Origin of the sequence: Bradyrhizobium sp., from assembly GCF_052389815.1 — a bacterium.
Taxonomy (GTDB): Bacteria; Pseudomonadota; Alphaproteobacteria; order Rhizobiales; family Xanthobacteraceae; genus Bradyrhizobium.
The window spans coordinates 207,158-228,855 of sequence record NZ_JBQTHN010000005.1 but is presented as its reverse complement, the minus strand read 5'-3'; the positions used below and the strand labels follow the sequence as shown (position 1 = coordinate 228,855).

Sequence of the window (21,698 nt, the reverse complement as noted above, 5' to 3'; positions counted from 1 at the left end):
CATGATCACGAAGAGTGGGAACCGGTTTTCGGAAACAGATCATGCTCAAAAGGATGAAGTGAACTGCGCCATGGCATTGACGCGTGACTATTCGCACTACGTCAAAGAGCTCGACGCCGGCATCGCCCATCTCGATCTCGCGGTCGAGGGCGTGAACTGCGCGGGTTGCATGTCGAAGATCGAGCGCGGCCTGTCCGCCATCCCCGACGTGACCCGCGCCCGCGTCAACCTGACCGACCGGCGGCTGGCGGTGGAATGGAAGATGGGCGCGGTCGATCCGGCGGCGCTGATCGACCGCCTCGCCGAGCTCGGCTACAAGGCCTATCCGTTCGAGCCGGTGCGCGCCGAGATCGTCGAGGCGGAGCAGTCGCGCTTCCTGCTGCGCTGCCTCGGCGTTGCGGCTTTCGCCGCCATGAACGTGATGATGCTGTCGATCCCGGTGTGGTCGGGCAACGTCTCCGACATGCTGCCGGAGCAGCGCGATTTCTTTCACTGGATGTCGGCGCTGATCGTGCTGCCGGCAGTCGCCTATGCCGGCCAGCCGTTCTTCAAATCGGCCTGGCGCGCGCTGAGGGCAGGCGGCGTCAACATGGACGTGCCGATCTCGATCGGCGTCATCCTCGCGCTCGGCATGAGCGTGGTGGAGACCATCCATCACGCCGAGCACGCCTATTTCGACGCCGCGGTGATGCTGCTGACCTTCTTGCTGGCGGGGCGCTATCTCGACCAGAACATGCGGCGGCGCACCCGCGCGGTCGCCGGCAATCTCGCCGCGCTGAAGGCGGAGACCGCGGCCAAGTTCGTCGGTCCCGACGAGATCAGCGAGGTTCCGGCGGCGAGCATCCGCGCCGGCGACGTCGTGCTGCTGCGTCCGGGCGAACGCTCGGCGGTCGACGGTGAGGTCATCGAGGGCCGCTCGGAGATCGATCAGAGCCTGATCACGGGCGAGACGCAGCATGTCGCGGCGGAAAAGGGCACGCTGGTCTATGCCGGCACCATGAACGTCTCCGGTGCGCTGCGGGTCAAGGTCGCGGCCGCCGCCGAAGGCACGCTGCTTGCGGAAATCACCCGGCTGCTGGAAAACGCGCTGCAGGTGCGCTCGCGCTATGTGCAGCTCGCCGACCGTGCCTCGCGGCTCTACGCGCCGGTCGTGCACGTCACCGCCGCGCTCACCATGCTCGGCTGGGTCGCGCTCGGTGCTACCTGGCACGATGCCATCGTCACGGCGATTGCCGTGCTCATCATCACCTGTCCCTGCGCGCTGGGGCTGGCCATTCCCGCCGTGCAGACGGTGGTGGCGGGCGCCATGTTCCGCGCGGGCGTGCTGATCAATTCCGGCGATGCCATCGAGCGGGTATCCGACGTCGATACCGTCGTGTTCGACAAGACGGGCACGCTGACGCTGCCCGAGCTCGATGTCGTGAACGCGCAAAGCATCCCGGCCGATGTGTTTGGCCTCGCCGGCCGCCTCGCACTGGCAAGCCATCATCCCGTTGCGGCGGCGGTAGCGCGTGCGGCCGGGGCAAAGGCGCCGCTGCCGGGCGCGGTCGAGGAGCCCGGCAAGGGCGTGCGCACGATCGTCGACGGCCTCGAGGTTCGGCTCGGCAGCCCGTCCTTCTGCGATGCCGGCGGGCTCGCCAACGCAATCCTCAGCCGGGATCCCGAAGTCTCGGTCGTGGCGTTCCGCCGCGGCACGCAGTGCCACGTCTTTGCGGTGCGCCAGCAATTGCGTCCCGATGCGGCCGCGGCCGTCGCGGCGCTGAAGCAGCGCGGCATCGTGGTGGAATTGCTTTCGGGCGACCGTGAGCCCGCGGTCCGGCACGCGGCGCAAACGCTCGGCGTCGGCATCTGGCGCGCCGGCGTGACGCCGGCGGAGAAGATCGCCCGGATCGAGGAGCTGAAGCGGCAGGGCCGCAAGGTGATGATGGTGGGCGACGGCATGAACGACGCGCCGTCGCTGGCGGCGGCCAGCGTCTCGATGTCGCCGGTCAGCGCCACGCATCTCAGCCAGGCCACCGCCGATCTCGTCTTCCTCGGCAAGGAATTGTCGCCGGTGGTTGCGGCCATCGACTATTCGCGCAAGGCCGTGGCCCTGATGAAACAGAACATCTGGCTCGCCGTCGGCTACAATGCGCTTGCGGTGCCGGTGGCGATCGTCGGCCTGGCGACGCCGCTGATCGCGGCGGCCGCGATGTCCGGCTCGTCGGTACTGGTGATGCTGAACGCGCTGCGCGCCCGCCGCGCGCGGCAGGAGGTGCGCTGATGGAAGTCCTGGTCTATCTCGTTCCGCTGGCGCTGGCGCTGGGCGGGCTTGGGCTCGCCGGATTTCTCTGGTCGCTGAAGAGCGGCCAGTTCGACGATCTCGACGGCGCTGCCTGGCGCGCCATCGCTGACGACGATCCGCCGCAGCTGCCGCAAAAATAGCTGGAAAAGCGGCCGGATAATTTGCGTTCCCGGTAACCTTGATGGCGGCGGACGCTGGAATTGCGTATAATCTTTCCTAGATTATAGGGGTTCCCAGTTCCGATCATTCGAGAGGCTGCATGGCCGCCAAACACGTTCTTGCCGCTGTAGTCGGCGCCACGCTCGTGGTGTTGAGTACGGCTGCGCCGGCCGATGAATACCGGCCCCACGAGTTCCTCAGTCTCGATCTCTCGCGCGCGGTGCTGTCGCCGAAGCGGCTCGGACCGCCGACGGAATTCGCGCCGGTTGCGGTACAAGCCCGTACCGAGAGCACGCATGTCGTGGTTGAGCCGAAAGCCGACCAGCAGCGCGCGGTGCGAACGAGCAGGATGACCGAGAAGCCGGTGGCGAAACCGCGCGGCGCGGCCCGCGCCAAGGTGGTGCGTCGCCACGGCAACCCGCTCGACGCGCAGGCCTTCGATCGCAGCATCCAGACCTGGCCCTGCAAGTCCGGCGGCATCTGCAACTGGAAGCGCTGAACTCCCCTTTGGAAGGCTCGCGTCACATCGCGGTTCTTGACGCAAAAAATGGCTCCTCCTGCGAGGAGCCATTTTGCTGTGTCGGCCGTCAGTAATGGTGATAGCGCTTCTTGATCACGACCACGCGGTCGCCATGGTGATGGCGGTGACGCCAGCCCCTGTGCCAACCGTGGTCATGGTGCATTCGCGCGTGCGCGCCGTGCCAGCCATGATTGTAGTGATGGCCGCGCTTGATCACGACCGTCTGGGCGCTGGCCGTTGACGGCACGGCGATCGCCATCGCACCGAGCGCTGCCAGCACACAAGCAAACTTCCGCATGTTGTTCTCCTCACGTAATGAGGATGAAACAGCCGGGTGCAACGGACCGTTCCGCAGGGAGCCGCAAGAGTTTTCTGAACGTCTGTCCAGGGAAGTTCACCGACGACGATTCGGAATCGGCGATTCCGTGTTGCGCCGTCCGCGCGCCGTTTCCGGAAGTTGCTTCGCATCGTCGGGGATGGTGATTCGCGGGCATTTTTCCTGACCCGAGTTTGCGCTCGATCAATGTGCGGCGGCCCGCGTCCGGCGATCATGGCGTTGCAAGGATCGAGCGTGGCACGAAACGAAGCACATCTCTGCGCAGAAACGTCCCCGGGCCAGCCGGCCGGGGCGATCTCGGCTGGCGGCACGGTACTTTCCCTCTATGAAAGCGAATTTCTGAGCCAACTCGGCGAGCGGGTGCGCACGCTGCGGGCGCAGCGCGACATGTCGCGACGGGAGCTTGCGCGCCAGTCCGGCATTTCCGAGCGCTACATCGCCCAGATCGAAGCCGGCCGCGGCAACGTGTCGATCGTGCTGCTGCTGCGGCTCGCCCAGGTGATTCGTTGGGAGCCCTTCGCAAGGGCGGTAGAGGAGTAGATGGGACAGCTCGTTCTCGCCGCCAAGGTCAGCCACGTGCCGTCGCTGATGCTGTCGGAGGCCGAGGGCAGCCTGCTGAAGAAGGCGCGCGAGGCCCCCGTTGCCGCGCTGCGCGAACTCGGTCGCCGCGCCCGCGAGCGCGAGGTTTCGACCTTCGTCGTGTTCGACACCCATTGGCTGTCCAATTTCGGCTACCACATCAACGCCAATGCGCATCATCGCGGCGCCTTCACCAGCCACGAAGCGCCGCAGATGATCCAGGACCTGCGCTACAACCTGCCCGGCGATCCAGCCCTTGCGGAAGCGATCGCTGCCGAGGCTGCGAAGGTCGGACTGAACGTGCTGGCGCACCGGGTCGAAAGCCTCGGGCTTGAGTACGGCACTATTGTCCCGATGCACTACATGAACGCGGACGGCCGCGCCAAGGTCGTGTCGGTGGCTACGCCCCTGTTCACCTCGCCGGAGGAGAGCCGCATTCTCGGTGAAGCGACGAGGCGTGCGATCGAGCAGTCCGGCGAACGCGTGGCGGTGATCGCCAGCGGATCGCTGTCGCACCGGCTATGGCCGAACAAGAAACTCGGCGCGGATGCCTGGACCTCGGTTGCCAGCGAATTCAACCGCCAGGTCGACCTGCGCGTGCTGGAGCTGTGGCAGCAGGGCCGCTACCGCGAATTCATCGACATGCTCCCGGACTACGCCACCAAATGCAACGGCGAGGGCGGCATGGCCGACACCATCATGCTGTTCGCGGCGCTCGGCTGGTACGGCTACCAGGGCAGGGCCGAGCAGCTCTGCGATTATTTTCCGTCCAGCGGCAGCGGGCAGGTCAACGTCGAGTTTCACCTTGCGGCGTGATTGATCGGTATTGATCGGTCCGTCCTGCGCATATGTCCGCCTCCTGCCGGAAGCGGACATATGGCTCACGCTTGAATGGCTAACGCTTGAAGTCAGGCGACTCGCTTGGTTGCCCGCTCGCGCGCAATCTTCGCTGCGACGAGATACGACAGCGGCATCGCCACGACAAAGCCGGCCAAGGCCGCCAGCGGTATCGCCTTCATCGGATTGGAAGCGATTCCCGCGGCGAGCACCGCGGTAATGGCGGTGCCTGCCACCGCGGTGCCGAGCATCACCCAGATGAGGATTGCGATCTTGAACATGGGCATCTCCAACATGCTGCACCGGCCACCCCGCCGGTGACGCCTCGAATCTGCTCCATCCGTTCCATTCGGCGTTGATCTCGCGCAACCGCGGCCAGCCGTCCGGTTCAACGGCCGCCGCTAGTCGGTCTCATGCGCAAGATGCCGTCGCGCGTCCCGCTAACCCAGCGCGCGCTTCTCCACGTTGGCGCTGCGCGCCGGCACGCCGAACTCCCTGCGGCAGACGTCGGCGAGAACGGCGACACCCTCGCGGATCTGCTCATGCGTGGGGCTGGCAAAGCAGAGCCGCAGGCGGCAGCCCGAATGGGGCTTGTCGACCGACCATTCCGGCCCCGGATTGATGGCGACGCCTGCGGCGAGGGCGGCCTGATAAAGCTTCAGCGTATCGACACGGTCGGGCAGCTTCACCCAGAGGAAGATGCCGCCCTTCGGCGCCTCGAATTCGGCCGCGGTGCCGAATTGCTCGCCGAGCGCATCCATCAGCGTATCGAGCTTGGCGCGCAGGCCGCGCGTCAGCTTCGGCACATGGGTCTCGAAATGCGGCGCGCAATATTCTGCTAGCACCATCTGCTCCAGCGCGCCGGAGCCGGCGTCGGTCTTCAGCGCCAGCATGCGCGACATCACCTCCCAGGGCGCAACGATGAAGCCGACGCGCAAAGCAGGCGCGATCGATTTCGAGAACGAGCCGATATGGATGACGCTGCCGCTCCTGCTCATGGCGTAGATCGCCGGCGGCCGCCTGCCGTCCCAGGTCAGGTCGGCATAGCAGTCGTCCTCGAAGATCGGAACGCCATACTGCTCCGACAGGCGCAGCATCTCGCGGCGCCGCTCTTCGGGCATGATGGTGGCGGTCGGGTTCTGCACCGTGGGTATGGTGTAGATGTATTTCGGCGTGATGCCCTTGCCCTTGAGATCGTCGAGCGTGTTCGCCAGTGCATCCATGCGCATGCCCTGGTCGTCGAGGGGAACGCCGATCGCCTTGACGCCGAGCCGGGTCAGGCGGTTGATCGCGCCCTGATAGGTTTCCTTCTCGATCAGCACGGTGTCGCCGCGCGCCAGCAGCGTGTTGTTGACGAGGTCGAGCGCCTGCAGCGAGCCGGAGACGATGAGAAGCTCGTCCGCAGTGCAAACGATGCCGGCATCGCGCTTCAGCTTCTTGACCAGAAACTCGCGCAAGGGGCCGTAGCCCTGCGGGCCGTGAGCGAGGCCATAGGTGGCGAGCGACTTGCCCTCGCGGTTCAGCACGGCGGTGACGGCGTCGACCAGCCCCTCGACCGGAACGCCGTCGGGATCGTTGTTGCCGCCGACGAAACTGTATCTGGCAAGGCCGGTCCAGCGTGCTGCGGGCGCCGGCAGCCCGGCCGGCAGCAGCGGGGCGTAGTTGAATGGGGTTGGGCTCATGGACGTTTGTCTCCCGTTTTCTTGTTGTCGGGGCGGCCGGCGCCGTCCCCGTTCTTCTCAGTTCTTGCCTACCAGCCGGATCGGCCGCCCCTGGCTGATGAATGCATAATGGCCGGCGCCGACGCCGCCGACCATCAGGGCTTCGACGACGGGCTCGGCGATCTCGCCCGTCGCGGCAAAGTTCACCACGAAGTTCGCGCCGGTGCCGCCGCGCACGTCGGAGGTCGGAATGAAGACCTCGATGGTGGAGAACGGTTTTAGCGCGATCGGCGCCTTGAGGTAGCTCTCCACCATCTTGCCTGCCGTGTCGAAATAGGCGATCCGCTTCAGCACCAGGGGCCGGGTCTCGGAGGCGTTGTGCACGCTCAGCGTGACCGAGAAATCGGCGCGCAGCTTGCCCTGGGCCATCGACACGCTGGAATAGACCGGCACGTAAAAAGCGCCGGAGACGGCGAGGGGCTCTGCGGGAACCGAGGTCAAGGAGGATGCAAAGGTCTGCTCGATGCTGCCGCCCTGTGCGCTGGCGGCCGGCATCTGCACCGCCAGTAGGCAAGTGAGAAGCCCGAAATTGGCAGCCTTGGTCAGGATATGACAGATTGCTTGTTTAAGCCCGTGGCGCCTGCCAATAGGTTGCGGCAAGGGGTAAATTCGATTCATGCACGAACTCATTGGCGATATCACTTTTAGCATCCTGTTTGCCTGGGGACTTGGGCTTTTGGCCCATTTTTCCCGCCAGCCGCTGATCCTCGCCTACCTCGTCGCCGGCTTTTTCATTGGGCCATTCGGCATGGGATGGGTCAAGTCCCAGGAATCGATCAGCGTCATCTCCGAGCTCGGGCTGATCTTCATGCTGTTCATGATCGGGCTGGAGATCGACCTGAAGAAGATCATCCGCGCCGGTCCGGTGATCCTGTTTGCGGCCGGCGGCCAATTGCTGGGCGGATGCCTGCTCGGCGTCCTGTTTTTCATGGCGGTCGGCCTTTCGCTCGGCGGCGGCGCGTTCGACGCGCTGTATCTGACGGTGGCCTGTGCGCTCTCCTCGACCGTCATCATCGTCAAGGTGCTCTACGAGAAGCGCGAGCTGGATACGCTGCCGGGCCGCATCACGCTCGGCATCCTGGTGCTGCAGGACATCTTTGCCATCCTGTTCCTGGCGGTGCAGCCGTCTCTCGCCAACCTGCAGGTCTCGGTGATCCTGCTCTCGATCGCCCGGGTCGGCGCGCTGGTCGCGACCGCGCTGATCCTCAGCCGCTATGTGCTGCCAAAGCTGTTCCACCAGATCGCGCGCAGGCCCGAGCTGCTCATGCTCGGCGCGCTGGCCTGGTGCTTTCTGATCGGCGAAATCGCGGAAAAGCTGCATCTGTCGCGCGAGATGGGCTCGCTGGTGGCGGGCGTGTCGCTGTCGACCTTCCCCTATGCGCTCGACGTGACGGCGAAGGTGACGACGTTGCGCGACTTCTTCATTACGCTGTTCTTCGTCGCGCTCGGCATGACCATCCCGATCCCCACCGGCTCGGTGATCGTGCTCGCGCTGATCATCGCAGCCTTCACGGTGGCAAGCCGCGTCGTGACCACCTTCACGCCGCTCTATCTGATGAAGCAGGGCCTGCGCGCTAGCCTCCTGCCGGCCATCAACCTCGCGCAAATCTCGGAATTCTCGCTGGTGGTGATCCAGACCGGCATCACCACCGGCCACATCAAGACCGAGACGGCGAGTGCGGCCTCGTTCGCCTTTGTGGTGCTGGCGGTGCTCTCGACCTTCTTCATGGTGCGCAGCGGCGAGATCACCAAGGGCCTGATCGGACCTTTGAAGAAGATCGGCTTGCGCGATCTCGACCACGTCCATCACGCCGAGGGCCACGAGGGCGGCCATGGCGAGACCAACCGCATCGTCATCCTCGGCTTCTTCCGGGCCGCAAGCGCGCTGCTCAGCCAGATCGAACGGCAGAACGAGTCGCTGCTGGAGCAGATCACGGTGATCGATTTCAATCCGAACGTGTTCCGCATCCTGAACGAGCGCGGTGTGCACGTGATCTACGGCGATATCAGCAACGTCGATACTCTGGTGCACGCCGGCATCGGCAAGGCCGAGATGATCATCCTGAGCGTGCCGGATTCGCTTCTCGTCGGCGCCAACAACGAAAAGCTGGTGCGCCATGTCCGTGTGCTCAACCCCACCGCCAAAATCGTCGCGACCGCCGATCTGCTCGCCAACGTGCCCGACCTCTATGAGGCCGGCGCCGACTACGTGACGGTGACCCGGCTGACTGACGCGGGCGAGCTCTATACCGTGATCGAAGCGGTTGACGCCGGCCTTCTGGAGGACAAGCGCGCCGAGATGGACGCCCAGCTTGCCGATCGCAAGGAGGTTCTGCCGTAAGGCGGAACGTTTGGCCTGGCGGACGGTCTTTCATCCCACCGCCGCATCCCCACATAAAATATCGTTCTTCAGGCCCCCGCAGGCGGCATGCCGCCCTCCCGTTATGGCGCTGGCGCGGGCGGGGGAGACCGGGTAATCCATCCCGGCACAAGAAGCGGGTGTTGAGGAATGGCCGACAGGATTCAGGAAGTATTGCAGGCCTTTGCCAAGGGCGAGCTGGTCGTCGTCACCGACGACGACGACCGTGAAGGCGAGGGCGACCTGATCGTCGCGGCTTCGCTCTGCACGGCCGAGAAGATGGCCTTCATCATCCGCCACACTTCAGGCATCGTCTGCGCCCCGATCACCACCGACGACGCGCGCCGGCTGCGGCTCGACCCGATGGTGGCGCACAACGATTCCAGCCACACCACCGCCTTCACCGTCTCGATCGACTACAAGCCCGATGGCGGCACCGGCATTTCCGCCGACGAGCGCGCCTCCTGCTGCCGCGCGCTGGCCAATCCCAATGTCGGCGCCAACGATTTTGCCCGGCCCGGGCATATCTTTCCGCTGATCGCGCGCGACGGCGGCGTGCTCTTGCGCTCCGGCCATACCGAGGCTGCGGTCGACCTCTGCCGGCTCAGCGGCCTGCCGCCGGTCGGCGTCATCTCCGAGTTGATGAACGACGACGGCACCGTGATGAAGGGCGAACAGGTGACGCGCTTTGCCGCCGCCCACAAGCTGAAACACGTCACGATCGCCGACCTGATCGCCTACCGCCAGGCGCGCGAGAAGCTGATCGAGCGCGTCTCCACCTTCGCGATCGAAAGCCCGATCGGGACGCTGCAGGGCTATGCCTACCGCTCGCCGTTCGACGAGATCGCGCATGCCGCCTTCGTCTACAACGGCGTCGGCGACGGCAGGAACGTGCTGACGCGCCTGCACAAGCCCAACATCGTGAAGGACCTGTTCACCGGGCAGGAACGCATGCGCCTCGTGCTCAACCACTTCCAGCGCGCCGGCCGCGGCGTGCTGGTATATCTGCGCGATGGCGCGGCCGGCGTTCCCGTCGAGCCCGTCGGCGAGCAGAAGAGCGCGGAGGCCGACCGCAACAGGCAGTGGCGCGAGGTCGGCGTCGGCGCGCAGATCCTGCGCGATCTCGGCATCACCTCGATCCGCAACCTCACCTCGTCGGTGCACGACTACAAGGGTTTGTCGGGTTTCGGCATCGAGATCGTCGGCAACGAGCGCCTTGAAGGCTGAAGGCCAACGTCCTAACCTGCCGCCACGTTGTATTTTGGCCGCATTATGCGAAAGGAATTCCCATGAGCGTGCAACCCCGGACCAAGGACAAGCCGGCTGCGGCTGCCTTCCAGTGGGATGATCCGTTCCTGCTCGACGATCAGCTCACCGAGGACGAGCGGCTGATCCGCGACACCGCGCGCGCCTACGCGCAGGACAAGCTCGCGCCGCGCGTCACCAAGGCCTACCTCGAAGAAAAGACCGACCGTGAGATATTCAACGAGATGGGCGAGCTCGGGCTGATCGGCGTGACGCTGCCGGAGGAATATGGCTGCGCCAACGCCAGCTACGTGGCCTACGGGCTCGTGGCGCGCGAGATCGAGCGCGTCGATAGCGGCTATCGCTCGATGAACTCGGTGCAGTCGTCCCTCGTGATGTATCCGATCTATGCCTATGGCGACGAAAGCCAGCGCAAGAAATACCTGCCGAAGCTTGCGACCGGCGAGTGGGTCGGCTGCTTCGGCCTGACCGAGCCGGATGCCGGTTCCGATCCCGGCGGCATGAAGACCCGCGTCGAGAAGGTGTCGGACGGCTACAAGCTCAACGGCAGCAAGATGTGGATCTCCAATGCGCCGATCGCCGACGTCTTCGTGGTCTGGGCGAAATCCGCCGCGCATGACAACCAGATCCGCGGCTTCATCCTCGAAAAGGGCATGAAGGGCCTTTCCGCGCCGAAGGTCGGCGGCAAGCTCTCGCTTCGCGCCTCCATCACCGGCGAGATCGTGATGGACAACGTCGTGGTTCCCGAGAGCGCGTTGCTGCCCAACGTGTCGGGCCTGAAGGGGCCGTTCGGCTGCCTCAACCGCGCCCGCTACGGCATTTCCTGGGGCGCGATGGGGGCCGCCGAAGACTGCATGCACCGCGCGCGGCAGTACACGCTCGATCGCAAGCAGTTCGGCCGACCGCTGGCGGCGACCCAGCTGGTACAGAAGAAGCTCGCCGACATGGAGACGGAGATCGCGCTCGGCCTGCAGGCGTCCTTGCGCGTCGGCCGCCTGATGGACGAGGGCAGGTTCGCCCCCGAAATGATCTCCATCGTCAAGCGTAACAATTGCGGCAAGGCGCTCGATATCGCCCGCGTCTCGCGCGACATGCACGGCGGCAACGGCATCCAGATCGAGTATCACGTGATGCGGCATACGGCGAATCTGGAAACCGTGAACACCTATGAGGGCACCCACGACGTCCACGCCCTGATCCTCGGCCGCGCGATCACGGGCATTCAGGCGTTTTCGTAAGGCCAAACTCTGTCCAATTCGTCATGGCCGGGCAAGAGCGCGAAGCGCGCCTTCGCGCTTTTGCCCGGGCATAACGGAGCAAGAACCGCACGCTGCGAGCAAGCCGCCCATGGCCGACAACGACGACATCCCCTTCAACCGCGACTTTCCCTTGCAGCCAGGCGTCGCCGAGGAAGCCCGCCCCGGCGTGCGGCGCGTGCTCTGCAACAATCCGAGCCCGTTCACCTTCACCGGCACGGTCAGCTACATCGTCGGCCAGGGAAATGTCGCGATCATCGATCCAGGTCCCGATGACGAGGCGCATGCCAAAGCGCTGCTCGACGCGGTGCGCGGCGAGAACGTGACGCACATCCTGGTGACGCACACCCATCGCGACCACTCGCCGAACACTGCGCGGATCAAGGCTGCGACTGGCGCGCCTGTCTATGCCGAAGGTCCGCACCGCGCCTCGCGGCCGCGCTTCGAAAGCGAGAAGCACAATCCGGAGTCCGGCGCCGACCGCGATTTCAAGCCCGATGTGACGGTGCGGGGCGGCGACCTCATCGAAGGCAATGGCTGGCGGCTGGAAGCCGTCGCCACCCCCGGCCATACCGCCAATCATCTCGCCTTCGCCTGGGCGGAGCGGAAGATCAATTTCGTCGGCGACCACGTCATGGGCTGGTCGACCTCGATCGTGGCGCCGCCGGATGGCTCCATGATCGACTACATGGCTTCGCTCGACCGCCTCGCCCGTCGCGAGGAGGATTTGTACTTCTCCGGCCACGGCCCGGAAATCCCCGACGGTGCGCGCTATGTCCGCTTCCTGGAGCGGCACCGCCGCGCCCGCGAGGCGTCGATCCTGCATCGGCTCTCCAAGGGCGAGGCCGACATCCCGACCATGGTGCGCGCGATCTATATCGGGATCGACCCGCGGCTGACCAATGCGGCGGGCTACTCCGTGCTGGCGCATTTGGAAGATCTGGTCGCACGCGGCATCGTCGCGACCGATGGCGATCCCGTGATCGGCGGCACCTACAGGATGGCGTCGTGAGGGGCGAATGGCGAGTCGCGAGTAGCGAATAAGGCGCGCGCGCTACCATTCGCCATTCGCCACTCGCTATTTCTTCACCGTCTTGGCCGGCCCCTTCGGCGCAGGCGCGGGCGCCTTCTTCACCGGCTTGAGCGCGGCCGCCTCGGCCGCCGTCTTGATGTCTTCGATCAGCTTGGCCACGCGCGAGGCGTTGCTGCCGAGGTCGCTCTCGAAATAGCGCGAGGAGGAACGGATATCGATGCGGGAATCATCGCCGTCGGCCTTGATGCGGATCGCGACATCCTCGCGGAATCCCATGATCAACGTCTGCGCGATCGCCTCGATATGGCCCTCGCGGCGCGGCTGCGGCGCGCGTTCGTCAACGATGCGCCATTTGCGCTTGTTGACGACCTGCAGCACCACGTCGTAGGCGCGCTGCGCCGGGAACTCGAGCTCGACCGTCTCGATATCGGGATAAGCGATGCGTTGTTGCTCTGCGGAATAGAGGCCGGCGTAAACGGCGGAGTTGGCGCCTTCGCCGGTCCGCAGCCGCGCCAACGCCTCGAAGCGCGGCGGGTCGATCGGATCGGTGGTGATGTCGTAGATCTTCGGCAGACTGCGGTATTGCAGGCCGAGATAGGCGGGATAGGCGAGCACGACGGCGTCGATCAACAGCGCCAGCAGCACGCGGCTCATGCCGCGCGAGCCGTTCTGCCAGATCGCGGCGAATGCCCCGAGTCCGACCAGGACGGAAAGGCCGGCAATGGCAAGCCCGCCGAAGAACGTCGCCAGCGCCGGCTTGATCTCGAGAAAGCCGAAGCGGACGATGAGGATCGACACCACGACCGCGACGACGGAAAACACCGCAAGGTTCCGCGACCATGTGGCGAGCGCGGACACCGGCTCCGTCTGGTAGGGGGCGGAAAACCTGCGGGCCATCGGTCAATGTTCCATCGTGGATTGTGGCGCCGGCCGCAGTCTCGTTGCGGCGGGCGGCGCGCCCTGAGCTAGAGCGTTTTCAAGCGAAGTGCATACCGGTTCGCGTGAAGAAAACGCGTCAAACCAAGATTCTGGAGCTTCGGTTCTGATTCAATCAGAACCGAAGCTCTAGCGCATTTAGCGTCTGCGTGGAAAGCAACTTGCACCGGAAAATCCGTCCAAATCGTGATGCGCTGCGCATCAATCGGTGCGGCCGAACTGCTCGGCGAGGAAATCGATGAAGGCCCTGACGCGGGGGGCGCGGTGGCGGCCGGGCACGGTCAGCGCATGGATCGGGAAGGCTTCCGGTACGTGATTGTCCATCAGCAGCGGTACGAGCGCCCCGTGCTGCACCGCGCGCGCAACCATAAAATCCGCCAGCCGCGCGATGCCGAGCCCGGCCACCGCCATGTCCAGCAACAGGTCGGCATTGTCGCTGGTAAAGCTGCCCGAGATGGCAAGCCGGTTGATGCCTTCGTGGGTGTGGAAGGGCCATCGCGACCACGCCGGCCCGGGCAGGGTCAGGCAGTTATGCTGGAGAAGATCGGCAGGCAGGCGCGGCGTGCCGCGTTTCTCCAGATAGGTGGGGCTGGCGCAGATGACGCGTGTCGCCTCGGCGATCTTGCGTGCCACGAGGGTGGAGTCACCAAGCGCGCCCGATCGGATGGCCACATCCACCTGCTCGGCAACGAGGTCGATCTGTCGGTCCGACACGTGAAGCTCGGCGGTGATGTCGGGATAGCGATCGAGAAAGGCCGGAAGGGCAGGACCGAGGATCTGCTTGGCGATCGCCGTGCCGACGCTGATCCGCAAATGGCCGCGCGGCCGCTCGCTCGCCGCCGTCACCTCGGCTTCCGCCGCCTCGATCGAGGCCAGGATCTCCCGGCTGCGGGTGACGAACAGCTCGCCTTCGGCGGTCAGCGCCAGCTTCCGCGTGGTCCGGGTCAGGAGCCGTACGCCGAGCCGGTCCTCGATCCGGGTCACGAGCTTGGACAGGGCCGATGGCGTCAGCCCGAGATCGGTCGCGGCCGCGGCAAAGCTGCCGCGCTCGGCGACGCGGACAAAGGCGTTCATTTCGGCGGATGCGGCGCCATTCATGAATTCGATTCACGTATAAGCGGAAAATCTCGCATATTATATCTGGAAATATGCAAAATATATCAGTCTCCTTCAAGAAAGGAGATTCTCCATGTTCCGGGAAAGCAACTTCGAAGGCCGCCCCACGTCGGCTGTGTTCGCTGATGAAGTCGTCCTTCGCCGTCCCGACGGCAGCATCGATTTCGACGCCTACACGGCGAGGGCGCGCCGCGCCCGAAGCGCGGCGGTCGTCGCCTTACTCCGGGCGGCATTTTCGCTGCTCGCCGGCCAGTTTGCCGGCAAATCGATGCCGGCCGCAAGGCATCGCGCGACATGACGGGGGCGCATCCTGTCGAATGCGCCCCTGCCTGAGCGTCAGGCCGCCGCGTTCGGGAACCGGTAGGCCTTGAACTGGTCGCGCAGCGCCGTCTTCAGGATCTTGCCGGTCGCCGTGTGCGGGATGCTATCGATGAACACGACGTCATCGGGCATCCACCATTTGGCGATCTTGCCGTCCATGAACTTCAGGATGTCCTCGCGCGTGGCCGACTGGCCCTGCTTGAGCTGCACGATCAGCAGCGGACGCTCGTCCCATTTGGGATGATAAACGCCGATCACGGCGGCCTCCGCCACCGCGGGGTGGCCGACCGCGAGGTTCTCGAGGTCGATCGACGAAATCCACTCGCCGCCCGACTTGATCACGTCCTTGGAGCGGTCGGTGATGCGCATATAGCCGTGCGGGTCGATGGTGGCGACGTCGCCAGTGTCGAAATAGCCCTCCTCGTCGAGGATGTTGGTGTCGATCTTGAAATAGGCCTTTGCCACCGCAGGGCCGGCCACCTTGAGCCGGCCGAAGGTCTTGCCGTCCCACGGCAGCTCCTTGCCGGCATCGTCGGTGATCTTCATCTGCACGCCGTAGGGCGGAAAACCCTGGGTCTGCAGGACGTCGAGCTGCGCCTCGCCCTTGAGCTCGGCGAAGGGCGGCTTGAGGGCCGCGAGCGTGCCGATCGGGCTCATCTCGGTCATGCCCCAGGCGTGGCGCGTGGTGACGCCCATGTCGACGAAGGTCTTGATCATCGTGCGCGGCATCGCCGAGCCGCCGCACACCACCATGCGCAGGTGCGGTAGTTTCAGGTTGTTGGCGGCCATGTGCTGCAGCAGCATGAGCCACACAGTCGGCACGCCGGCGGTAACGGTGACCTTTTCGGTCGAGAGCAGCTCGTAGACCGAGGCGCCGTCGAGCTTCGGTCCGGGCATGACGAGCTTGGTGCCCATCGAGGGCGCGGAGAAGGCAATGCCCCAGCTGTTGGCGTGGAACAGCGGCACCACCGGCAGCATGGTGTCGGAGGCGCTGGCGCCCAGCGCGTCGATGTTGTTGGCCATCAGCGCGTGCAGCACGTTGCCACGGTGCGAATAAAGCACACCCTTCGGATCGCCCGTGGTGCCCGAGGTGTAGCACATCGCGGCCGCGGTATTCTCGTCGAAATCTTCCCAGGCGAAGTTGCCGTCGGCCTTGGCGAGCCATTCCTCATAGGCGACCGCGTTCTTCAGCGTGGTTTGCGGCATGTGCGCCTTGTCGGTCAGCACCACGTAGCGCTCGACGCTGGGCAGCTGGCCGGCGATCTTTTCCAGCAGCGGAACGAAGGTGATGTCGGTCATCACCACGCGGTCCTCGGCATGGTTGATGATCCAGGCGATCTGCTCGGGGAACAAGCGCGGATTGACGGTGTGGCAGATCGCGCCGATTCCCATGATGCCGTACCAGCATTCGAGATGGCGCGCCGTGTTCCAGGCGATGGTGGCGACGCGGTCGCCGAGCTTGATGCCGTCGCGCTGCAGCATCTGCGAAACCTTCAGCGCGCGCTTGTGAATTTCGCCGTAAGTGGTGCGGACGATCGGGCCTTCGACCGAGCGGGTGACGACCTCCTGCGTTCCATGATACCTCGCCGCGTGCTCGATAATCCGGTGGCACAAAAGCGGCCAGTCTTGCATCAAACCACGCATTCGAACGTCCCTCCTGATAGTTGTGCTGCTTCCGCGCTTTCGCCCCAAAGTACGGGCGAATGGGAACTAAGATTTGGAATTGTCATGGACTTTAGCGCGGAGAAATCAAGCCGGAAATTGGCTGGCGGCGCCCTTGACGGCCGGGCTGCGGCAATGGTTACCGCCGCTGTGCTCGCGCTGGCGGTCGCGACCGGGCCGGCTGCGGGGCGCGAATCGGCGCGCGAAACGAAGCCGGTCCCGCCGCTGGACCTGTTCGCGGGCAAGCCGAAGCTGCGCGGCACCATCCACCGTCCGGGAGTCCCGCTGCCGCGTCCCCGTCCGGCCGAGGCGCCCAAGAATGACAGCAAGTCTGAAAGCAAGGCTGCGCCGGACAAGGCCGAGCCGCCCGGCGAGCCCGCCAAGCCGGCCGAACCGCCGCCGCCTTCGGCCTGCCGCCTGGCGCTGACCGAAGAGATCGCGATCGCCCCCTCCATCCCCGACATCAAGGGACCGGGCGGCTGCGGTGGCGAGGACCTGGTGCGGCTGGAGGCCGTCGTGCTGCCGGACAAGCGCAAGGTGCCGGTGAAGCCGGCGGCGATCCTCCGCTGCAGGATGGCGAGCGCGATTGCCGATTGGATCCGCAGCGACATGGCGCCGATCGCCGCCAGGCTCGGCAGCCAGATCAGCGAGCTCGACAATTTCGATTCCTACGAGTGCCGCGGCCGTAACCGCGTCGCCGGCGCGCAGCTTTCCGAGCATGGAAGGGCGAATGCGCTCGACGTGCGCGCCGTCAAGCTCGTCGGCGGCAAGTCGATCCAGTTCACCGACCGCACCGTGCCGCGCGAGTTGCGCGAAAGCGTGCTGCATTCGGTCTGCGCGCGATTCGCGACGGTGCTGGGGCCGGGATCGGACTGGTACCACGAGGATCACATCCATCTCGACGTCGCCGAGCGGCGCAACAACTACCGGATATGTCAATGGAACGTCTGGGACCCGCTGCCGCAGGTAGCGCCGCTGCTGCCGGCCGAACGTCCGCCGGAGGCGCCGCCGCGCGAGGTCGCCGCCAAGTCCGACGAGCCGGCGAAACCGGAGGCTGCGAAGTCCGATCGCGAAGCGCCTGAAGCCGAGCCCGCCCCCGCCAAGCAGAAGGCAACAAAAAAGCGCCGGTGAGAACCGGCGCTTTACCTCGCTGCCCGGAGGTTTACTGCAAGATGGGATTAACGCTGCTGCCCTGCAGGGCCATCTTGGAATTGTAGGGCGAGTCGCCGTGCTTGGGTTCGAGCACGACCACTATCGTCCCCGCCTTCACCCGGCTGTAGAGGTCGATGACGTCCTCGTTGGTCATGCGGATGCAACCCGAGGAGATCGACGCGCCGATATACTCCGGCTGGTTGGTGCCGTGGATGCGGAACATGGTGTCGCGGCCGCCCTGATACAAATAGAGCGCGCGGGCACCGAGCGGATTGTCGACGCCGCCGGGCACCGATGCCGGCAGGCCCTCGATGCGCTTGTGGATGTCCTTGGTCGGAGTCCATTTCGGCCATTCAGCCATGTTGCCGACCTTGGCGATGCCGGAGAAGGCGAGCGCATCCTCGCCGACGGTGATGCCGTAACGAATCGCCTTGCCGCTGTCCTGCACCAGATAGAGATAGTGGTTGTCGGAATCGACCACGATCGTGCCGGGGAGTTCCTTGCGATGATAGTCGACGATCGCGCGGCGGAACGGCTCTGCCACGGCAACCTTCTCGTAACGCGCCTTGGCGAGCTGCGCCTTGTCGGCCGGTTTGAGCGATGCCTCGGGAGCCGGCTGATAGGTCGTGGCCTGCATGCAGCCCGAGAGCATCAGGCCGGCAGCCAGAATTCCCAACTTTGCCTTCAAGGACGACATGTTCATTCCAATCGAAATGTTTTGCATGCACGCTCAGACGATGCGCCGCAAACGCCCGAAACCCATTGGCTGCATTATCTCCGAAACCTTCCAGAATTCCAGAACTTAGCCACTTATCCCGTGTCGATGACGGCCAGCTGTGTCCTTTCTGCCGCAAGGGTGGGGCGGTCCGGCCCAGTTACTGGGCAAATCGGCCACATCGGCCGCATCCGTGCCATGGTGACGCCACCCGGGCGCCACAAAGCTTGAAGGCTGGTTAATACGGCAGTCATGAAGCGCTTGCCAGAATCGGGCTAAGTCGGTGTCCTCTTCGTAACTGGTTCCGGAGTCGTGGATGTTCTCGGTTTTCGTTCCTGCCGAATTTTCGCTGAAGAAAGCCGTCGCCGTCGATCTCGCCGCGCTGCCGGAAAACGCGGTCTGGATCGACCTCGTCAAGCCGACGGCGGAGGAGGACAAGGCGGTGGAGCGGCTTGCCGGGATCGTGGTGCCGACCCGCGAGGACATGCAGGAGATCGAGATCTCCAGCCGCCTCTATATCGAGAACGGCGCCCGCTACATGACGGCGATGCTGATGTGTCATTCCGACACCGACATGCCCCGCACCACCGCCGTCACCTTCATCCTCGCCGGCCATCGCCTGGTCACGGTGCGCTATGACACCCCAAAGCCATTCCCGCTGGTGGAGAACAAGCTGGCGCGCTCCTGCTCGCCCTCGATATCGGGCGAGATGGTGCTGATGGAGCTGCTGGATGCCGTGATCGACCGCTGCGCCGATATTCTCGAGCGGTGCGGCGCCGACGTCGACCAGGTCTCTCACGACATTTTCGAGCCCGTGAGCCAGCGCCACGGCCACGCCAAGCTGTATTCGCAAATCCTGATCGAGATCGGGCGCAAGGGCGACCTGGTATCGAAGATTCGCGAGAGCCTCGTCTCCATCGGCCGCGTCGTCACCTTCATGTCCGCCGTCATGGAGGGCGTCAAATGGTCGAAGGACATGCGCGAGCAGCTCAAGACCATGCAGCGCGACGTCGGCTCCCTGACCGACCACGCCTCCTATCTTTCCAGCAAGATCACCTTCACCCTCGACGCCATGCTGGGCGTGGTCAATCTCGAGCAGAACAACATCATCAAGCTGTTCTCGGTGATGGCGGTGGTGCTGATGCCGCCGACCCTGATCGCCTCGATCTACGGCATGAACTTCAGGAAGATGCCGGAGCTGGAATGGGCGCACGGCTATCCGATGGCGCTGATCATGATGCTGGCGGCGGCGATTCTTCCGTACTTGCTCTTCCGCTGGAAGAAATGGTTGTGAGCTGCGTTTCCGAAGGATGAATTTTCATTCGGATACGCCATGGTTATCGAGCAAGGTGCCGGCAACTTTTCAGCCTTGTTCCCAGTTGCGGTAACGCCAAATTCGTCAAGCTTCGAGCCGTTCCATCCGCCGCTATCGCTCCGCTAAAATTTGAACTGTGCCCTGAACCTTTGATCGAACGTTGTCTGCGATAACGCTGCCACACGCCGCGAGGGCACAATGGTTGACAAAGTAACAACTGGAACGCGCACGGTCATCGACCTCGCCAGCTACCGCGAACGCATCGGCGCCCGCGCGCCGGCGATCTCGGTGCGCACCTGCCGGCACTGCGGCGCGGTGCTGGCCGACGGCGAGCGCGAGGAAGAGTGCTCCAGCACGTTCAATGTCGAGGCGGCCCAGCTGCGCTGGCAGGCCGCTCAGATCCTGCGTGAGCTGGTTTGAAGAGAGCCGGTCTGCCGGTGGGAAATGCGGCAGGCCTCAAAGCGCCAGGCGATGACCGGAAACGGCTCCGGATCATGGGCGATAGCTCGGCCTGTTGAGGTGCCAATTCAGTTCGAGTGCCGTCTCAAACGTGCTGCCCGCCGTTGATGTGAATCTCGGCGCCGTTCACGTAGGAGCTCGTCTCCGTACACAGCACATAGATGATCTTGGCCACCTCGTCCGGCGTTCCCAGGCGATGCATCGGAATCTGCTGCTCGACGATTTTCTCGGTTCCCGGCGACAGGATCGAGGTGTCGATCTCGCCAGGGGCAATCGCGTTGACGCGGACGCCGACCCGGCCGAAGTCGGACGCCATTTCGCGGGTCAGCGAGGCGAGCGCGGCTTTCGACGTCGCGTAGGCGGCGCCGGCAAAGGGATGCACGCGCGAGCCCGCGATCGAGGTGACGTTCACCACCGAGCCCTTGGCGGCCTTCAGCTCGTCGATCAACCCGCGCGCGATCATGATCGGGGCGAAGAAATTGACCTGGAAGACGTGGGTCCAGGTGTCGAGGTCGGTGTCGACGCTGCCGAGGCGCGAGCCGCCCAGGCCCTTGGGCGAGATCGCGGCATTGTTGACCAGCGCGTGCAGCGTGCCACCCTCGAGCCGGCGGCGGATTTCGCCGATCGCGCGCACGGTGTCGTCGGGGTTGGCGAGGTCGACCTGGATGTGGTCCTCCGGCCCGGCATCCCACGGGCAGTCTTCAGGGAAGGGGTGGCGCGAGCAGGTGATGACGCGCCAGCCGGCGCTGGAGAAGCGGATCACGGTGGCATGGCCGATGCCGCGGCTGGCGCCGGTCAGGAGCAGCGTGCGCCGCGGCAGGTTGGAGGTCACCATCAACAGCTCTTTCGTTCTTCGTCATGGCCGGGCTTGTCCCGGCCATCCACGTCTTGCGTCGTTGCGACCCGGCACAAGGCCGGGCATGACGGCTTCTCAGGGATAAAGCCGCGCCTTGCTCCAGGGCTGGCCTGGCGCGTCGCGGCGGAATTCGATGCGGTCGTGCAGGCGGAACGGGCGGTCGTGCCAGAACTCGATGCGCGTCGGCGCGATCCGCCAGCCGCTCCAGCCCGGTGGCCGCGGCACCTCGCCGATCACATGCTTGGCGGCGACCAGCGCGATCGCCTGCTCGAAGGCGAAGCGGCTTTCCAGCGGCTGCGACTGCTTGCTCGCCCAGGCGCCGATCTGCGCCTGCTTCGGCCGCGTGGCGAAATAGGCGTCGGCCTCGGCGTCGGTCACCGGCGTGACCGGCCCGCGGATGCGGACCTGGCGGCGCAGCGACTTCCAGTGGAAGAGTAAACCGGCCTTGGGATTTGCGGCGAGCTCGCGGCCCTTGGCGCTGGCGATGTGGCTGTAGAATACGAAGCCGTCGGTATCGAAGCCCTTCATCAGCACCATGCGCAGGTCGGGCAGGCCGTCGGCATCGACGGTGGCGAGCGCCATCGCATTGGGGTCGTTCGGCTCGGACTTCACAGCTTCCGCAAACCATTCCCCGAACAGCGCGAAGGGCTCCTCCGCGGCCGTAAAATCACCGGATGTTAACGGTGTTGGGGTTTTGATGGAGGTTGTGTCTGTCATGTCCGGAGTACCGAGTTGCGTGCGTCAGCGTCCCAGAGTGCGCTGCAGTCCCGTCAATATAGGACATGGGAACGCATTGGCCTATCGGCGATCCGGCC

General features: G+C 65.0%; 23 protein-coding genes. 13 read left to right on the top strand and 10 right to left on the bottom strand.

The genetic code is table 11. The features are described 5' to 3' along the window. Positions 1–70 precede the first annotated feature (70 nt). The 3 genes from ACT4OC_RS01905 to ACT4OC_RS01895 all read left to right on the top strand — a co-directional run bounded on the left by ACT4OC_RS01905 (position 71) and on the right by ACT4OC_RS01895 (position 2,942). Positions 71–2,263, top strand: a complete 2,193-nt coding sequence (locus ACT4OC_RS01905) for a heavy metal translocating P-type ATPase (RefSeq protein WP_444837310.1) — start codon at positions 71–73, stop codon at positions 2,261–2,263. After that, positions 2,263–2,424, top strand: coding sequence for a cbb3-type cytochrome oxidase assembly protein CcoS (ccoS, locus tag ACT4OC_RS01900; RefSeq protein WP_444837309.1), 162 nt, complete (start codon positions 2,263–2,265; stop codon positions 2,422–2,424). The genes ACT4OC_RS01905 and ccoS overlap by 1 nt, the downstream gene beginning before the upstream one ends. Before the next feature lie 119 nt (positions 2,425–2,543). Next, on the top strand, positions 2,544–2,942 hold the full coding sequence (locus ACT4OC_RS01895) for a hypothetical protein (RefSeq protein ID WP_444837308.1): 399 nt from the start codon (positions 2,544–2,546) through the stop codon (positions 2,940–2,942). 88 nt (positions 2,943–3,030) lie between these two features. Here ACT4OC_RS01895 and ACT4OC_RS01890 read toward each other — a convergent pair whose 3' ends face one another. After that, on the bottom strand, positions 3,031–3,261 hold the full coding sequence (locus ACT4OC_RS01890) for a hypothetical protein (RefSeq protein WP_444837307.1): 231 nt from the start codon (positions 3,259–3,261) through the stop codon (positions 3,031–3,033). A 273-nt stretch (positions 3,262–3,534) separates the two neighbouring features. Here ACT4OC_RS01890 and ACT4OC_RS01885 point away from each other — a divergent pair, with 273 nt between their 5' ends. Together ACT4OC_RS01885 and hpaD are read left to right on the top strand one after the other, a co-directional pair. Beyond that, positions 3,535–3,840 (top strand): helix-turn-helix domain-containing protein, encoded by a 306-nt coding sequence (locus ACT4OC_RS01885; RefSeq protein WP_444837306.1) that lies wholly within the window; start codon positions 3,535–3,537, stop codon positions 3,838–3,840. Continuing rightward, on the top strand, positions 3,841–4,695 hold the full coding sequence (hpaD, locus tag ACT4OC_RS01880) for a 3,4-dihydroxyphenylacetate 2,3-dioxygenase (protein ID WP_444837305.1): 855 nt from the start codon (positions 3,841–3,843) through the stop codon (positions 4,693–4,695). Positions 4,696–4,787: 92 nt separating this feature from the next. Here the strand turns inward: hpaD and ACT4OC_RS01875 are convergent, their stop codons facing one another. The 3 genes from ACT4OC_RS01875 to ACT4OC_RS01865 form a co-directional block, all read right to left on the bottom strand. Continuing rightward, positions 4,788–4,997 (bottom strand): hypothetical protein, encoded by a 210-nt coding sequence (locus ACT4OC_RS01875; RefSeq protein WP_444837304.1) that lies wholly within the window; start codon positions 4,995–4,997, stop codon positions 4,788–4,790. Between the two features lie 159 nt (positions 4,998–5,156). Beyond that, entirely contained in the window at positions 5,157–6,398 is a 1,242-nt protein-coding gene (locus tag ACT4OC_RS01870) for an aminotransferase-like domain-containing protein (protein ID WP_444837303.1), read from the bottom strand. Positions 6,399–6,455: 57 nt separating this feature from the next. Further along, positions 6,456–6,932, bottom strand: coding sequence for a DUF3124 domain-containing protein (locus ACT4OC_RS01865; RefSeq protein WP_444837302.1), 477 nt, complete (start codon positions 6,930–6,932; stop codon positions 6,456–6,458). A gap of 121 nt (positions 6,933–7,053) precedes the next feature. Here ACT4OC_RS01865 and ACT4OC_RS01860 point away from each other — a divergent pair, with 121 nt between their 5' ends. From ACT4OC_RS01860 to ACT4OC_RS01845, 4 genes are all read left to right on the top strand, one after another. Further along, positions 7,054–8,778 (top strand): cation:proton antiporter, encoded by a 1,725-nt coding sequence (locus tag ACT4OC_RS01860; RefSeq protein ID WP_444837301.1) that lies wholly within the window; start codon positions 7,054–7,056, stop codon positions 8,776–8,778. 168 nt (positions 8,779–8,946) lie between these two features. After that, positions 8,947–10,023: a 3,4-dihydroxy-2-butanone-4-phosphate synthase gene (gene ribB / locus ACT4OC_RS01855; RefSeq protein WP_444837300.1), complete on the top strand. Its 1,077-nt coding sequence runs from the start codon at positions 8,947–8,949 to the stop codon at positions 10,021–10,023. 62 nt (positions 10,024–10,085) lie between these two features. Next, positions 10,086–11,300 (top strand): acyl-CoA dehydrogenase, encoded by a 1,215-nt coding sequence (locus ACT4OC_RS01850; RefSeq protein WP_444837299.1) that lies wholly within the window; start codon positions 10,086–10,088, stop codon positions 11,298–11,300. Between the two features lie 109 nt (positions 11,301–11,409). After that, positions 11,410–12,330 carry an MBL fold metallo-hydrolase gene (locus ACT4OC_RS01845; protein WP_444837298.1) on the top strand — a complete coding sequence of 307 codons (921 nt, stop codon included), beginning with the start codon at positions 11,410–11,412 and terminating at the stop codon, positions 12,328–12,330. A 66-nt stretch (positions 12,331–12,396) separates the two neighbouring features. Here ACT4OC_RS01845 and ACT4OC_RS01840 read toward each other — a convergent pair whose 3' ends face one another. After that, positions 12,397–13,248: a DUF1499 domain-containing protein gene (locus tag ACT4OC_RS01840; RefSeq protein ID WP_444837297.1), complete on the bottom strand. Its 852-nt coding sequence runs from the start codon at positions 13,246–13,248 to the stop codon at positions 12,397–12,399. 240 nt (positions 13,249–13,488) lie between these two features. Beyond that, a complete protein-coding gene (locus ACT4OC_RS01835; protein WP_444837296.1) occupies positions 13,489–14,385 on the bottom strand; it encodes a LysR family transcriptional regulator in 897 nt (298 codons plus the stop codon). Between the two features lie 91 nt (positions 14,386–14,476). Between ACT4OC_RS01835 and ACT4OC_RS01830 the strand changes: the two genes are divergently transcribed. Next, entirely contained in the window at positions 14,477–14,701 is a 225-nt protein-coding gene (locus ACT4OC_RS01830; RefSeq protein WP_444837295.1) for an RSP_7527 family protein, read from the top strand. A gap of 38 nt (positions 14,702–14,739) precedes the next feature. On the opposite strand, the gene ACT4OC_RS01825 is transcribed toward ACT4OC_RS01830, so the two are convergent. Further along, positions 14,740–16,368: a fatty-acid--CoA ligase gene (locus ACT4OC_RS01825; RefSeq protein WP_444837294.1), complete on the bottom strand. Its 1,629-nt coding sequence runs from the start codon at positions 16,366–16,368 to the stop codon at positions 14,740–14,742. 84 nt (positions 16,369–16,452) lie between these two features. Between ACT4OC_RS01825 and ACT4OC_RS01820 the strand changes: the two genes are divergently transcribed. Further along, a complete protein-coding gene (locus ACT4OC_RS01820; protein WP_444837293.1) occupies positions 16,453–17,517 on the top strand; it encodes an extensin family protein in 1,065 nt (354 codons plus the stop codon). Positions 17,518–17,548: 31 nt separating this feature from the next. On the opposite strand, the gene ACT4OC_RS01815 is transcribed toward ACT4OC_RS01820, so the two are convergent. After that, entirely contained in the window at positions 17,549–18,235 is a 687-nt protein-coding gene (locus ACT4OC_RS01815; RefSeq protein ID WP_444837292.1) for a L,D-transpeptidase, read from the bottom strand. Between the two features lie 334 nt (positions 18,236–18,569). On the opposite strand from ACT4OC_RS01815, the gene ACT4OC_RS01810 reads away from it, so the two are divergent. Further along, entirely contained in the window at positions 18,570–19,547 is a 978-nt protein-coding gene (locus tag ACT4OC_RS01810) for a magnesium transporter CorA family protein (protein WP_444837291.1), read from the top strand. 219 nt (positions 19,548–19,766) lie between these two features. Then, entirely contained in the window at positions 19,767–19,988 is a 222-nt protein-coding gene (locus tag ACT4OC_RS01805; protein WP_444837290.1) for a hypothetical protein, read from the top strand. 124 nt (positions 19,989–20,112) lie between these two features. Here ACT4OC_RS01805 and ACT4OC_RS01800 read toward each other — a convergent pair whose 3' ends face one another. Both ACT4OC_RS01800 and pdxH read right to left on the bottom strand, forming a co-directional pair. Continuing rightward, positions 20,113–20,862 carry an SDR family NAD(P)-dependent oxidoreductase gene (locus ACT4OC_RS01800; protein WP_444837289.1) on the bottom strand — a complete coding sequence of 250 codons (750 nt, stop codon included), beginning with the start codon at positions 20,860–20,862 and terminating at the stop codon, positions 20,113–20,115. Between the two features lie 96 nt (positions 20,863–20,958). Continuing rightward, entirely contained in the window at positions 20,959–21,600 is a 642-nt protein-coding gene (gene pdxH / locus ACT4OC_RS01795; protein ID WP_444837288.1) for a pyridoxamine 5'-phosphate oxidase, read from the bottom strand. Between the last annotated feature and the right edge of the window lie 98 nt (positions 21,601–21,698).